The 14,027-nt window shown below is 70.0% G+C and carries 10 protein-coding genes; 8 read left to right on the plus strand and 2 right to left on the minus strand.

Going from position 1 to position 14,027, the window contains the following annotated elements; translation table 11 throughout:
* Positions 1 to 8 precede the first annotated feature (8 nt).
* The 3 genes from G4D87_RS05790 to G4D87_RS05800 all read left to right on the plus strand — a co-directional run bounded on the left by G4D87_RS05790 (position 9) and on the right by G4D87_RS05800 (position 4,976).
* Entirely contained in the window at positions 9 to 1,919 is a 1,911-nt protein-coding gene (locus tag G4D87_RS05790; protein WP_163779792.1) for a gliding motility protein, read from the plus strand.
* Positions 1,916 to 3,514 (plus strand): hypothetical protein, encoded by a 1,599-nt coding sequence (locus G4D87_RS05795; protein WP_163779794.1) that lies wholly within the window; start codon positions 1,916 to 1,918, stop codon positions 3,512 to 3,514. The genes G4D87_RS05790 and G4D87_RS05795 overlap by 4 nt, the downstream gene beginning before the upstream one ends.
* 178 nt (positions 3,515 to 3,692) lie before the next feature.
* Positions 3,693 to 4,976 carry a reverse transcriptase family protein gene (locus G4D87_RS05800; protein WP_163779796.1) on the plus strand — a complete coding sequence of 428 codons (1,284 nt, stop codon included), beginning with the start codon at positions 3,693 to 3,695 and terminating at the stop codon, positions 4,974 to 4,976.
* A gap of 8 nt (positions 4,977 to 4,984) precedes the next feature.
* On the opposite strand, the gene G4D87_RS05805 is transcribed toward G4D87_RS05800, so the two are convergent.
* Positions 4,985 to 5,404: a GFA family protein gene (locus G4D87_RS05805; protein ID WP_163779799.1), complete on the minus strand. Its 420-nt coding sequence runs from the start codon at positions 5,402 to 5,404 to the stop codon at positions 4,985 to 4,987.
* Positions 5,405 to 5,784: 380 nt separating this feature from the next.
* On the opposite strand from G4D87_RS05805, the gene G4D87_RS05810 reads away from it, so the two are divergent.
* Entirely contained in the window at positions 5,785 to 7,119 is a 1,335-nt protein-coding gene (locus tag G4D87_RS05810; protein WP_163779801.1) for a KamA family radical SAM protein, read from the plus strand.
* An 82-nt stretch (positions 7,120 to 7,201) separates the two neighbouring features.
* On the opposite strand, the gene G4D87_RS05815 is transcribed toward G4D87_RS05810, so the two are convergent.
* Positions 7,202 to 8,437 (minus strand): FAD-dependent oxidoreductase, encoded by a 1,236-nt coding sequence (locus tag G4D87_RS05815; RefSeq protein WP_163779803.1) that lies wholly within the window; start codon positions 8,435 to 8,437, stop codon positions 7,202 to 7,204.
* A 312-nt stretch (positions 8,438 to 8,749) separates the two neighbouring features.
* On the opposite strand from G4D87_RS05815, the gene G4D87_RS05820 reads away from it, so the two are divergent.
* From G4D87_RS05820 to G4D87_RS05835, 4 genes are all read left to right on the plus strand, one after another.
* Entirely contained in the window at positions 8,750 to 9,577 is an 828-nt protein-coding gene (locus G4D87_RS05820; RefSeq protein ID WP_163779805.1) for a carbonic anhydrase, read from the plus strand.
* Between the two features lie 274 nt (positions 9,578 to 9,851).
* A complete protein-coding gene (locus G4D87_RS05825) occupies positions 9,852 to 11,378 on the plus strand; it encodes an invertase recombinase-like protein (protein ID WP_275902261.1) in 1,527 nt (508 codons plus the stop codon).
* 78 nt (positions 11,379 to 11,456) lie between these two features.
* A complete protein-coding gene (locus tag G4D87_RS05830) occupies positions 11,457 to 12,053 on the plus strand; it encodes an imm11 family protein (protein ID WP_163779809.1) in 597 nt (198 codons plus the stop codon).
* Positions 12,054 to 12,333: 280 nt separating this feature from the next.
* A complete protein-coding gene (locus G4D87_RS05835) occupies positions 12,334 to 13,605 on the plus strand; it encodes an SBBP repeat-containing protein (protein WP_371928486.1) in 1,272 nt (423 codons plus the stop codon).
* Positions 13,606 to 14,027: the final 422 nt, after the last annotated feature.

The raw sequence follows: 14,027 nt of genomic DNA on the forward strand, positions 1-14,027 counted from the left end.
GGGAGCGCGTGAGCGAGCGCTGGGAGCGGCGGTTCCGCCGAGAGGTGAAGGAGATGGACGCCGCCCTGCGTGGCGTCCTGTCCCGGAGACAGTCCGACGAAGCACTCCGTGCCGCGCTCGAGGAGCTGGCGCGCCGCCCCACCTTCCGGTCCTTCACCTGGCTGTGGGGGCCTGCCCTCAACGCCAGGGACCGCGTCCGCTTCCGCCCCCTCATGCTGTCCTGCTTCTCGCCCAGCAGCATCACCGCCGCGGGGAAGTGGGTGAACCCCTGGACGGGGGAGAACGCCGCCGCGCTGGAGGCCTGGCTCGCGGACGCGGACCGCGCCGACGACGTGGAGCTGTTCCGCCGCCTCCAGGCCTGGAAGCTCGCGGGCCTGCGCGGCCCCCAGCAGATGGAGGCCTGGCGGACGGAGGTGGTGCGGCGTGTCCGGGAAGCCCCCACGCGCGCGGCGCGGCACATTGAGCTCGCCAAGGTGGACCTCGGCTGGGCACGGCTGGACGAGCCCACCGCCCTGGCGCTGGATGAACGGGACGCGGAGGCCGCCCGGCCCTTCATCCTGGCGCACCTGCCCTGGAACGAGCCCCATGCGCGCGCGTCGCCATGGAACACGCTGCGCGAGCGCGCCCTGGCCCGGGGGGACGCGGCCCTGGCCTCCGCCCTCTACCGGCGGCTGGTGGATGAGCCCACGTGGCGCCGCGATGCCCTGGCGCTCGCGCGCACCGTGCAGGCGCCAGCCGCGCTCGTCACAGCGCTGAAGGAGCACCACCCGGAGACGCCCATGCCGGGCGCGGCGCAGCTCTTCGTGGAGCTGGCGGAAGCGCGCGGGCGCGATGTGGTGCCCTACCTGCTCGGCCACCTGCAGGCGGTGTTTCCCCGCTGGGGCGTGCTCGGACGGAAGAACGCGAAGGGCTTCCCGAACCTGCTGGCGCTCGCGCGGGCGCGGGACTGGGACGACGTGTGGGGCGCGCTCCTGCGCACCTCCGCCACCCATGAGACGTATGACGCGGAGGTGCTGCGGCTGGCGCGGGACAGCGCGGCGCCTCCGGCCCGGACACACCGCCGGCTGCTCCAGCTCGCGGGCGCGGGGGGCGAGTGGAATCTGCCTGGGCTGGGCCTGGCCCAGGTGCAGCCGCTGACGGACGCCACCGCCACCGCCCTGTACGCGCGCTTTCCAGAGCTGGTGCGAGGCCCCTTCCGCATGCACGTCGCCTCGGGCTGGCGCGCCGCGTACCCCAAGCTGGTGACGCGCGCGATGGAGGCGAACGACGAGGACCTGCTGGACTTCCTCGCCAGCCGCGCCGCCATGCACACCCCGGCGGCGGGGAGCGCGAAGGAGTGGGAGAAGGTGCTCGACGCGCTGGCCGCGCACTACGAGGCCTTGCCGAAGGAGGGCGGCGGCTTCGCCCGTCGCGCCGCCAACGCGCTGGGCGCCCTGCCCGCCTACTCCATCTGGAGCTTCGACGCGCTGCTGGAGAAGAACCGGCTGGCGCGGCTGTTCTTCCTCCGCTCGGATGACTTCTACCTGGCCGAGCCCCGCGCCGTGCGCGACCTGCTGGAGGCGCCGCAGATTCACGTCCAGGCGCTGGCCTTCCGCCTGCTCGGCCGAGACTGCGCGAAGGCCCGCGAGGTGGCCGCGCAGAACCTGGACCTGCTCCAGGCCACCCTGCTGAGGCCCCTGCACCGGCGCACGCGCCACGCCGCCTTCGGCGCGCTGGCCAACGCCGCCGCCCACGGCGTGGAGGCCGCCCGCGTGCTGGTGCCGCGCGTGCGAGACGCCTTCGCGCTGCCGGACTCGCGCTATCCCAAGGAGTCGCTGATGGCGCTGCTGGCCCACATGCTGAAGCGCTGGCCCGAGCTGCGAAGCCCCGCGGAGGTCCCCCACGTCTTCGGCCCGCCCGCGAAAGGAGACGGCGCGTGACGGCCTCCAGCTTCCTCTACGCCACGCCCTCCGTGTTCGAGTCCACCCGGGAGCGCGCGCAGCTCAGCCTGTCCGCGGACGCGAACCGCCCCGTGCGCTTCCACGCCCGCGTGGCCCGGGACGTCCTGTCCTTGCGGCTCGCGCTCCAGGCGCTCGGCGGGCTCATCTGGCAGTTGGACGCTTGGAACGAGGACTGGGGCGGCGGGCTGCTGGACCCGCTCATCACCGTGCACCCCGGCCGCGTCTTCTTCGAGGCCTTCAGCCAGGACCAGAGCGCCTACGGGCTCGTCATCGTGGACCGCGGCCTCTTCGAGCCCGAGGGCGAGGTGCGCTGCGGCACCACCAACGTGGACTTCACCGCCTGGCTGTGGGCGGCGCTGGCCGAGCTGCGCTCCACCCGGGAGACGCACCTGCGCATCGGTCCGGAGGGACTCGACGTGCGCACCACCGGCGCGGGCGGACGCTTCGAGCAGAAGGTGGACGTCCCGGAGCCCTGGGTGCGCGGCCTGCTCCAGCTCCAGGGCGGCATGGCGATGCCCGGCACCCGACTGACAGCGCGGCCGGTGGACCTGCTCGCCGCGGTGCGCTTCCTCGGCCACACCAAGGCCAAGGTGTCACCGCGCGCGCTGCGCTACGAGCTGCACCCGGGCGAGGACGCGCGGCTGATGCTGGAGCCATGGGAGCACCCCGTGCCCTTGAAGGGCGCGGCCCACGGCTACACGGCGCCTCGCATCATCCGGACCTGGGGCCGCAGGCGGCTGCGGCTGTTGGAGCCGCTGCTGCCCTACGCGGAGCGGGTGGACATCTACCTGAAGGGCCGCGCGCTGCCGCACTTCTACGTCGCGCACCTGCCCGGCGGCGTGCGCTTCCTGCTGGGCCTGTCCGGGTGGACGGCGAACCACTGGACGAACACTGCGGGCATGGACCTGCTGCTGGAGCCGACGCGCGACGACGCGCTGGCGGAGCGCGTGCTCGGGGTGCTGCGCGAGCGCTTTCAGGCCTCGACCGAGGACGTCGCCGCCGCCCTGGGCGTGGACACGGCCCAGGCCGCGGGGGCCCTGGCGGCGCAGTGCGCGGCGGGGCGCGCCCTCTTCGACATGGAGGCGCGGCGCTGGCGCCACCGCGAGCTGTTCGCCACGCCGGTGGACCTGGGCCGCCTGTACCCGCCCGACGCCCGCCGCGAGGAAGCGGAGCGCCTGGAGGCCGCGGGCGCGGTGGAGGTGACGTCCGCGGCGCCACGCGAGACGCGCAAGGTGCGCACGCTGCCCACGCCGGAGGGGCCCGTCACGCGCGAGGTGGTCCACCGGGACTGGGTGGTGCATGGCCGCGCGGGCGCCCAGTCAGGGCTCGAGCTGGTGATGAACGACGAGGACCGCCTCCTCTTCGGCCGGTGCGGCTGCGAGCACTTCAGCGAGCACCTGCTGAACCAGGGGCCCTGCGCACACCTGCTCGCGCTCAGCCGCCTGGCGCGAGCGCAGCGCCGGGAGCGCAGCAGCTCCGCGCCCGCCTCGGCGGACGCGCTCGCGGCCCGGGCGGCGGAGGCGGACGCGCGACGGCGGCAGGCGGAGGCGCTTGACCCGGGAGACGACGAATGACGATAACGGCAGGTGCTCTCGGGAGAGGCCAGGGCTCGCAGATGAGCCATGAGTACCGCGGTGCTTCGCCGCGGGGGTGTTCTGTCCCCTTCTCTTCGCCAGGGTCCCAGCGTACGCAACGCAGGGAGCCCCGGGTCCAACGCCTCGCAGGTCGTCCCCTGGCCTCTCCCGGAGCACCATGAGCTGGTTCGACACCACCCTCTCCCGGCTCAAGGGGTTGTTCAGCCGCCCCGTGACGCGAAGCACCACCGGGCTGGACGTGCCGCTGGATGCCCACGGCCGTCCCCAGGACGTGGTGAGGGAGACGGTGTCCACGTCGGGCCCGCTGAAGCCGGGGCACCTGCGACAGCTTCGCCGGGATGCGCGGCTGCTCCCCAAGGGCATCCGCCGCTACACCCCGGGCCGCAAGAAGTGGATGGAGGCCGCCGAGGCCCGGCGGCTGTTCTCCGCCACGCTGCGCACGCGCAACCGGAACCTGCGGGACTTGCTGCCCGACGAGGCCCAGTTGGCGCGCTACGGCCTGCCGCTCTGGCGCACGGAGGAGGACGTGGCCGCGGCGCTGGGCGTCTCGGTGGGCGTGCTCCGTCACTACAGCATCCACCGCCCGCGCGAGCGGGTGCGGCACTATGTGACTTTCGCGGTGCCCAAGCGCTCCGGTGGCGTCCGGCTGCTGCATGCGCCCAAGCGGCGACTGAAGGCCCTGCAACGCCGGCTGCTGGCGCTCCTCGCCTCAAAGCTGCCCGTGAGCCCCCAGGCTCATGGTTTCGTGTCTGGCCGCTCCATCAAGACGGGCGCCATGCCGCACGTGGGCCGGCGCGTGGTGCTGAAGCTGGACTTGAAGGACTTCTTCCCCTCCGTCACCTTCGCGCGGGTGCGAGGGCTGCTCATCGCCCTGGGCTACGGCCATCCCGTGGCGGCCACGCTCGCGGTGCTGATGACGGAGTCCGAGCGCCAGCCCGTGGAGCTGGAGGGCACCGTCTTCCACGTTCCGGTGGGCCCGCGCGTCTGCGTGCAAGGCGCCCCCACGAGCCCCGCCCTGTGCAACGCGGTGCTGCTGCGGCTGGACCGGCGGTTGGCGGGACTGGCGCGTCGGTACGGCTACACGTACACGCGCTACGCGGATGACCTCACCTTCTCCGGCGACGACGTCGCGGCGCTGGAGCGCGTCCGCGCCCTGGCCGCGCGGTACGTGCAGGAGGAGGGCTTCGAGGTCAACCGCGAGAAGACCCGCGTGCAGCGCCGGGGCGGCGCCCAGCGCGTCACGGGCGTCACCGTGAATACGACGCTGGGCCTGTCGCGCGAGGAGCGGCGGCGGCTCCGGGCGATGCTGCACCAGGAGGGACGCTCGGGGGACGGCGAGGCACGACGCGCGCACCTCGACGGCCTCCTGGCCTACGTGAAGATGCTCAACCCGGAGCAGGCGGAGCGGCTCGCGCGCCGGCGCAAGCCGCGCGGGACGTGAGCGCGGGTTCAGCTCCGGATGGGCCAGGGCGTGTCGCGCATCCCGGCCTCCCAGTTGTCGTGGCGGCCGTCCCAGTACATGACCTTGAGCGCACCGGGGTCGACGTCGTCCAGGCACTGGATGTTGACGGACCGGAACTCCCCACCGAGCTCCTCGACGAACCCGGCCGCGAAGCAGTGGACGCCGCAGTGCTTGCAGAACGAGCGGTAGTTCGGGCTCGAGCCCCTCCGGAACTCGCCCAGGTGTTCGGCGCCCGCGGTGACGCGGAAGTCGCTCGGCTTCGGATAGGCCTGCGCGCCGCCCACCTTGGTGCAGATGGTGCAGTTGCAGCGGCTCACGGGCTCCGACAGGTCCATCTCGGCCTCGAAGCGCACGGCGCCACAAAGACATCCCCCGGTGTAGTGCTGCAGCTTGCTGTCCTTCGACATGACGGAATCTCCCCGAACGGGTGAACCAACGCCCCCAGACCTAATCCGCCCGAATGACAGGGGTATGTCAGGTATCCGCCGGCCGCCTCGCTCCCGCCGCGCCTGCTTCGCGGAGCCCAGGTACCGGCGCTGACAGCCGAATCCCCGAGTTTTGGCCGCTCGCGTCACGCTCCCGCAGACGCAGAGTCACTGGCGGTTGCAACTCAAGGTGGAATCCAGCCTGCCCGCTCGCCGCTGAAAGATGACACTTCCTACCTCGGCGTGGTAACCGGACTCTCCCCTCGTTGGTGGTCAAACGGTGTGCGCTCACGCCCGGCCACCAGCCAGGGTGGTCGCTGAGCACCTCGTGACCGCCCTGACTACCGCAGGAGAAACGAGACATGAGCGTCATGTCAAACGCAGCACTGGCGCTGTCCACAGGCCGCCGGTACCGTGCCTACACCACGCGACACCTGGACGAGCTGACGACTCGGGCCGGGCTCTCCGCGGACGAACGGCTCGCGGTGCAGGCGGTGGCGCACGTGCTGCCCTTCCGCACCAACAGCTACGTCGTGGACGAGCTGATTGACTGGGACGCCGCGCCCGCCGACCCCATCTACCGGCTCGTCTTCCCGCAGGCGGACATGCTGCCCGCGGACGACGTGGCGCGCATGGCGGACCTGCTGCGCTCCGGTGCATCCACCCTGGAGCTGAACGCGGCCGCCAACCAGATTCGCGCGCGGCTCAATCCGCACCCCGCCGGGCAGATGGAGCTCAACGTCCCCAAGCTGGCCAACGAAGAGCCCGTCCCGGGCCTCCAGCACAAGTACAAGGAGACGGTGCTCATCTTCCCCAAGCAGGGCCAGACGTGCCACGCCTACTGCACGTACTGCTTCCGCTGGGCGCAGTTCGTCGGGGACGCGGACCTGAAGTTCGCCTCGCGGGAAATCGAGCCCCTGGTGAGCTACATCCGCGCGCACCCCGAGGTCACCAACGTGCTGTTCACGGGTGGCGACCCGATGATCATGACCGAGTCCGTGCTGGCCAAGTACATCGAGCCGCTGCTGGACATCGAGCACCTGGAGGCCATCCGCATCGGCACCAAGGCGCTGGCCTACTGGCCGCAGCGCTTCGTCACGGATTCGGACGCGGGCGACATCCTGCGCCTGTTCGAGAAGGTGGTCGCCTCCGGCAAGAGCCTGGCCTTCATGGCGCACTTCTCTCATCCCAACGAGATGGCCCCTGACATTGTCCAGGAGGCGGTGCGCCGCATCCGCGGCACCGGCGCGGTCATCCGCACCCAGGCGCCGCTCATCCGAACCATCAACGACACGCCGGACACCTGGGAGCGCATGTGGCGCACGCACCTGCGCCACGGCATGGTGCCGTATTACATGTTCGTCGAGCGAGACACGGGGCCGCAGGACTACTTCGCAGTGCCGCTCGCGGAGGCCTATGACATCTTCCGCAACGCCTACCAGCGCGTGTCCGGACTGGCGCGCACGGTGCGCGGCCCGTCGATGTCCGCCACGCCCGGAAAGGTGTGCGTGGACGGCGTGGCGGAGATTGCCGGCGAGAAGGTCTTCGTCCTCCACTTCATCCAGGCGCGCGACCCGGAGCTCGTCGGCCGGCCCTTCTTCGCGAAGTACGACGAGAAGGCCTCCTGGCTGTTCGACCTCAAGCCCGCGCTGGGCGCCACCCACTTCCCGTGGGAGCAGCCGCCCGCGCGGTCGTAACCGCCACGCGGCGGGAGGCCTCAGTCACGGGCCTTCCGCCTGGGGCGCACGGTGCATGGGGCCTGACGCCCGCCTGAGTGGCTCAGCCCCTGGGAGGCGCCGCCGGCGTGCGCACGTGTTCGGGCCGCACGCCCATGCCCACCAGGCGCGCCGGAATGCGCCGCAGGAAGGGGACGTGCTGGACCAGCCACAGCGGCAAGGGAAGCGCGGTGGACGCCGCCGGGCTTCGCAGCGCGGGCCCGAGCAAGCGATTCTGGATGAAGACCTGGGCCCGCTGGGTGACACGCGTGGGCCACTCCCGGCGCTCCTGGACGCGCCGCAGGTCCATGGACGTCACGCGCCGGGCGAGCAACGGCCCCGCGAGGATGTTGGCGGCGGCCACCGCGTCCTGCACCGCCAGGTTGATGCCCACGCCGCCCACGGGCGACATGGCGTGCGCCGCGTCGCCAATGCAGAGCAGGCCCGCCTGGTACCACGTGCGCAGCCGGTCCACCCGCACGGTGAGCAGCTTCACGTCATCCCACGTCGCCAGCTCGTGGGTCCGGTCCGCCAGGAAGGGCGCCAGCCGGGCGAAGTCCTCGCGGAAGGACGCCAGTCCGGCCTCGCGCAAGGCGCCGAAGCTGCCCTTCGCGATGACGCGCCCGCACTGCCACGAGTCGCCCCGGTTGATGAGGATGAAAATCTGGCCCTGCTCGAAGCGGCCCATGGGGTCCTCGGGGTCTCCGGGCTTGCGCGTGGCGCGGAACCAGAGGACGTCCATGGGCGCGCCCAGGACCTCCACCTCCAGGCCGGCGCGCTGACGCACGACGGAGGTCCGGCCATCCGCCGCCACCACCAGCGACGCACGGACCTCCAGTGAGCCCTCTGGCGTTCGGGCCTGGACGCCGACGACACACCCCTCCTCACGCAACACGTCCGTCACCTCCGCGCACCGGCGCAGGTGGAACCCCGGGTACGCGGCGGCCTTCCGCGCGAGGAAGTCGAGCAGGTCCCACTGCGGCATGAACGCGATGTAACGCGCGCGCGTGGGCAGCTGAGAGAAGTCTCCGACGACCACGTCATGGGCACCGCGCTGGAAGCGCAACACCGGCGCCTTCTGATGCGGCAGGGCCAGCAGCTCGTCCAGCCACCCCAGCTCGTGCATCAGCTCCAGGGTGGAGGGGTGGATGGTGTCGCCCCGGAAGTCACGCAGGAAGTCGGCGTGCTTCTCCAGCACCGTCACCTCCACGCCCGCCCGCGCCAGCAACAGGCCCAGCATCATCCCCGCCGGGCCTCCTCCCACGACACAGCACTGCGTGGTGCGCACCTCGTCGGCCATGTGAGTCCCCTGCCCTGTCAGCTCCAGGCAGCAACATTCTAGGAACGCCTCCCCCCGGCGCGACCAGACATTCCAGGACCGGACGTATCTCCGTGACAGCAGGGCGCTTCAAGGGACGCCGCTCGGTGCACGGCAACGGTGTCACTCAAGACCCGTCATAAGAGGCCGACAAGCCGTCTGCCTGGGCCGACAGCAAATGTCAGAAATAATGTTCAGAAAAGCATTCTGAATTTAGATCGTAATCCACGGAAGTCGGCCGATGGCTTGGAGCCCGGCGCGCGTCCGTCGTCTCATCTCAGAGGACTCATCCACATGTCGCGTTTTCGCACTGTCTCAGTGCGCGCTCTTCGGGGCGCGCTGGTGTCATCCGTTTGCCTTGCTTCAAGCGCCTTCGCCCAGGACCTCCGCGGGACCCCGGCCCCGGTCTTCCTGAGCGGAGAGGACGCGCATTGGGGTTATTCACAGACGGTCAGCCCGCAGCGCTGGGCCGAACTCCCGGGCAATGCGTTGTGCGCGGCGGGACTGGACCAGTCCCCCATCGCGCTGGTGACGGCGGAGACGGACCGGCAGCATCACCTGGACATCCCCAGCTTCCATTACGGCACCAGCCGCGTGCGCATGACGAACAACGGCCACACCGTGCAGTTCACCTATGACGCCGGCAGCACCCTCCAGGTGGGTGGCAACTCGTATCAGCTGGCGCAGTTCCATTTCCATACGCCCAGCGAGCACACGAAGGACGGCGTGGAGTACCCGCTCGAGGTGCACCTGGTGCACACGGACGCCCAGGGCACCCCGGCCCTGGTCGTGGGCGTGCTCATCAAGGAGGGCTTCGTGCACCCGGGGCTGTTCACCGCGTTCCGGCACCTGCCCAGGCACGCCGGTGAGCACAGCCAGCCCCTGGGCGCGCTCATCAACGCCAGCTCACTGCTGCCGTTCAACAAGGCGTTCTACAACTACGCCGGCTCACTCACCACGCCCCCGTGCACCGAGGGGCTCCAGTGGTATGTGATGAAGAACCCCATTGAGCTGTCGGACTCGCAGATTGCCGCGTTCCAGCGTCTGCCCTACCTCAACCCGAACAACCGCCCGCTGCAGCCGCTGAACGGCCGCACCGTCAGCACGCAACGCGGACACTGAGGTCTCGGTGGACACGTCCCAGGCCGGCATGTTCCGGCCTGGGTGGTATCGCGCGCGGCGACGAGGAATCACGAAAGCTGAGGACTCTCAGAATTCTTCCGGACCCTGGGGGACGTTGCGGTCCGCTGGGGAGCCAGCTCCGTCCTGATCGAGGGAAGTGTGGTACGAAATGCCCGTTCCCGCGAACCGGAGGATTGCTTTGACGTTGTTTCGAGTATGTCTGACTTCGCTGCTGGTCTTCGTTGCCGCCTGTGGTGGTGATTCGGCTCCCGCAGTGACTCCTGATGCCGGCCAGACGCGGCCGGACGCGGGCAATGAGACGCCGGACGCCGGCGAGGAAATCCCGGACGCTGGCAGCGAGACGCCGGACGCCGGCGAGGAAATCCCGGACGCCGGCAGTGAGACGCCGGACGCGGGCAGCGAGACGCCGGACGCGGGCAGTGAGACGCCGGACGCGGGCGTGGAGCCCGAGGTGAGCGTCATCGACAACTGGGGCTTTGAAGCGTGGCCCGGTGCGCTTCCGGAGCGGTGGTTCGGGAGCAAGTCGAACATCACGTCGGACAGCGTGCAGAAGGTGACGACGAACGCCTTCGAGGGCGTGAACGCGGTCCGGCTGACCAACACCTCGGGGACGCACCGGCGCTTCACCACCGGAGCGAAGTCCATGCCCGCGGGCCGCTACGCCTGCACCTTCCAGGCGCAAGGCACCGGCGACGTTCGAAACGCCTTCTTCGACGACGACTACTCCAGCTACTCGTCCTACACGGCCGTCGACAGCGCGACGTGGACGCAGGTGGCGTACAGCTTCAACCTCGCCAACGACGTCTTCGACACCTTCGAGCTCATCTTCAGCATCCGCAACACCCAGGGCGAGCATCTGCTCATCGACGACGTGCGCTGCACGCGGGCCGCCGAGCCCTGTGACGCGGTCACCTGCGAGGCCTGGGAGCGCTGTGAGAACGCCACGGCGACCTGCGAGCCGCTCGCCGGCCGGTGCAACGATGCCGCGGACTGCAGCGAGTGGCAGGCCTGCGACGAGACGAACACGTGCGTGGTCGCCGCCGGCCGCTGCACGCGCCACGCGGACTGCGCGGGGACGCCGGAGACGCCGGTCTGCGATACGGCCAGCCACCTCTGCGTCGAGGGTGACCCTTGTGCCGGCGTCGTGTGCAACCACCCGGCGACGAGCTGCAACCCCACGAGCGGCGTGTGCGAGCTGTCCGCGGGGGCCTGCTTCACCACGTACGACTGCGTGGGTGAGCTGCCCGCCTGCGACACGGCGACCGGGCGCTGCGTGTCCGCCGACCACCCCGCGAACATCATCCGCAATGGTGGCTTCGAAAGCTGGAATACCTACAACATCCCCTACCACGGGGACCATCTCATCCCGGACTACTGGTACGGGCTCGACAACGGCGTCGCCGACCCGGGCACGGAGATCAAGCCCTCGCGCCTCGTGCGCTACACGGCGGCGGTGCACGGCGGTTCGTCGGCGCTGCAGTTCGTGGTCCCCATCCAGGTCGCCGAGCGGTTCACGTTGGAGAAATTCAACGTCCCCAGCGGCAACTACTCCTGCTCGTACCGGGTGCGAGGCCACGGCACCCTCCGGCATCGCAGCTACTCGAGCGCCGGATGGAGCCCTGCCACCGACTTCCTCACCGTCGACAGCGACGCGTGGCAGCCGGTGTTCTTCCGCATCACGGGCAACGTGCGTGACTGGCGGCTGTTCTTCTATCCGAGCCGCAGCGAGGCCGACCGCGACCACCTCCAGGTCGACGACGTCGTCTGCACGAAGGACTGACCCGGCTGGCGGAGGCGCCGAACACGGCCCTCCGCCCCCCCCGCCCGGTGCCGCAGGGCAGCGGGAACGGACATGGGAATGACTGGACCAAGCCGTTTCTACATCCTGGAATGGCTGGTGCTCGACGGGTACTGCGCCATCTTCAACATCCCGGAAGGTATGCCCAGGATTCACAAGCCCGCACGCGGCATCCGAATGGGCGCGGAATATCCCGACGGGCTGCGCTTCAGCATGACCAGGCATGAACCGGGACTGAAGATTGCCGACGTCATCCCCAATGCCGTGAACTACTTCATGGTGTCGAAGCGAATGAAGGAGCTCCTCGAGCAGCACTCCAGCGCGGACATCGAGTTCCTCCAATTCGTGCTGCTGAACCACCGCGGGCGGGTCGCGAGCGAGGACTGCTACATCGCGAACGTCGTCGGCATGCTGGACTGCGTGGACATGGAGAAGACAGAAGGCGATCCGGACCCGATGAAGCCGGACCGCTTCATGTACCTGCGCCGTCTGCTGCTGAAGGAGGACAAGGTGCCTCCTGGAGCAAAGCTCTTCCGCACCACCGCAGCACCCCGGCTGATGATTGTCCGCAAGGACCTCAAGGAACAGCTCGAGAAGGACGGCGTCACGGGCATCACCTGGTATCCCATGGGCTCCGAGGTGGACATCACGCTGTGAGCCACGACGCCGTGGATGGAGCACGTCCTGGCCGATACATGCGTGTTACAGCCGAATCGGCGCTGTAGCTGCCACAGTGCATCATTTGCATCGGGGGTCCATGACAACTCAGCCCGGGTCAGACGTTGTCGCCTGCGTGTCTTTCGTTACCCATCTTCCGCATGCCCGTCGCTCGTGGTCTTGCAAGGGTGCCGTGGCGACAGACTTCTCCCCTTGGAGTGGGCGACAGGCGTCCACCCGGCGTCACGGCTCAGCTCCCCACTGAGAAATGGAGTTCGTGATGAAACACCCCCTCTTGAGCATGTTCGGGCTCGTCGGCGTCGTCTGCGCCACGAGTGTCCCCTCCGTCGCCGAGGCCCAGGTCCCGCCCCCGTCCTGGGTGCGCCAGCTCGGCGCCCAATATGATGAACTGGCCCACGCCGTGGCCGTCTCGGGCACGAGCGTCTACGTGGTGGGCCAGACGACCAGCCAGCTCGGTGCCGACCCACAAGCCGGCGGCCAGGACGCCTTCGTCGCCCGGTACGACACCGCCGGCAACCTCCAGTGGGTCCGCCAGTTCGGGACCGCGCAGATGGACCGCGCCACCGCCGTGGCTACCGACGCGGCCGGCAACGTGTACGTGGCCGGCACCACCTTCGGCGGCCTCGACTTCTACACCAACGCGGGCGGCATCGATTACTTCATCGCCAAGTACGACGCCGCCGGCAACCGCCAATGGCTGAGCCAGAACGGCACGCAGATGGACGACTTCGCCACGGGCCTCGCCGTCGGCGCGCCCGACAAGCTCTTCTTCACCGGCTACACCGGCGGCAGCTTCGCCAACGGCGGCAACCCCAGCAACTACGACATCGTCGTCGCCCTCTATGACACTGCGGGCAACCCGTACTGGCTCCAGCAGTACGGCACTCCCGTGAGCGACCTGGCGCGCGGCATCGCCGTCACGCCCGCCCACGAGGTCTACGTCGTCGGCAACACCTACGGCAGCCTCGACGGCACCTCCACGCCGGTGAGCACCGACATCTTCCTGCTCAAGCTCGACCTCCTCGGCACCCAGCAGTGGGTCCGGCAAATCGACGCGGGCGAGCTCGATGACGCCAAGAGCGTCGCCGTGGGCCCCGACGGCGGCGTCTACCTCGCTGGCGAGACATTCGGCAGCCTCGACGGCAACACCAACCACGGCACCGTCGACGTGCTGCTCGCCCGCTACGACAGCGCTGGCAACCGCCAGTGGAGCCGCATGCTCGGCGGCACGCAGACCGACTACGCGTTCGGCGTCTCCGTCACCGCGAACAACGTCGTGCAGCTCGTCGGCTACACCTCCGACGCGCTCGACGGCAACCCGCCTGCTGGCTCCTTCGACGCCTTCCTCACCCGCTACGACGCGCTCGGCACCAAGCTGGGCACCCGCACCCTGGGCACCCCGTTCCAGGACATCGCGCGCGGCGTGGCCGTGGACGCCGCCGGCAACGCCTATGTCGCCGGGCAGACCTTCGGAAGCCTGGGCGGCAACACCAGCGCTGGCGGCTACGACGCCTTCCTCGCCCGCTTCTGATTCGACGGGAATCCCCTACGGCCGTTCCTCTGGACGGGCACCGGCAGCGCCCTCCGCGGTCGCCTGACGCGGAGGGTGCGGCCTCGCACCATGCGCTGGCAACTTCTCAGGCCCACGCCCCCTCACCAGCGCTCTCACTCCTCCAAGTCCCGCCTCCCCCTGCCTGCCTTCAACCGCGACGGGAGGGCGTGTGGCAGCTCCGCCGTCGCCATGGCCCTCGTCCTCAAGGGAGCGCTCCGGTTGCGCCTCGCTCCTCCCGGACTCAAAACGTGAAGGGGCGGAGCGCGGGGGGGCCCATCGCGAAGGGGAGCATCGTGGCCTGAGACAGGGGGAAACATGCGAGCAAGGCTCAACGCGCGGGCGGGCACCTGCCTCCTCGCAATGGTGCTGGGAGTGTGGGGCGGAGGGGCGTGGGCCGGGAC

It is taken from the genome of Myxococcus vastator, from assembly GCF_010894475.1.
GTDB lineage: Bacteria > Myxococcota > Myxococcia > Myxococcales > Myxococcaceae > Myxococcus > Myxococcus vastator.

What these genes read in the sequence shown, in the direction of transcription:
- G4D87_RS05830 (WP_163779809.1), top strand. Translation starts at nt 11,457, where the DNA reads ATGACTGGACCAAGCCGTTTCTACATCCTGGAATGGCTGGTGCTCGAC.
- G4D87_RS05815 (WP_163779803.1), bottom strand. Translation starts at nt 8,437, where the DNA reads ATGGCCGACGAGGTGCGCACCACGCAGTGCTGTGTCGTGGGAGGAGGC.
- G4D87_RS05835 (WP_371928486.1), top strand. Translation starts at nt 12,334, where the DNA reads ATGAAACACCCCCTCTTGAGCATGTTCGGGCTCGTCGGCGTCGTCTGC.
- G4D87_RS05800 (WP_163779796.1), top strand. Translation starts at nt 3,693, where the DNA reads ATGAGCTGGTTCGACACCACCCTCTCCCGGCTCAAGGGGTTGTTCAGC.
- G4D87_RS05810 (WP_163779801.1), top strand. Translation starts at nt 5,785, where the DNA reads ATGAGCGTCATGTCAAACGCAGCACTGGCGCTGTCCACAGGCCGCCGG.
- G4D87_RS05805 (WP_163779799.1), bottom strand. Translation starts at nt 5,404, where the DNA reads ATGTCGAAGGACAGCAAGCTGCAGCACTACACCGGGGGATGTCTTTGT.
- G4D87_RS05820 (WP_163779805.1), top strand. Translation starts at nt 8,750, where the DNA reads ATGTCGCGTTTTCGCACTGTCTCAGTGCGCGCTCTTCGGGGCGCGCTG.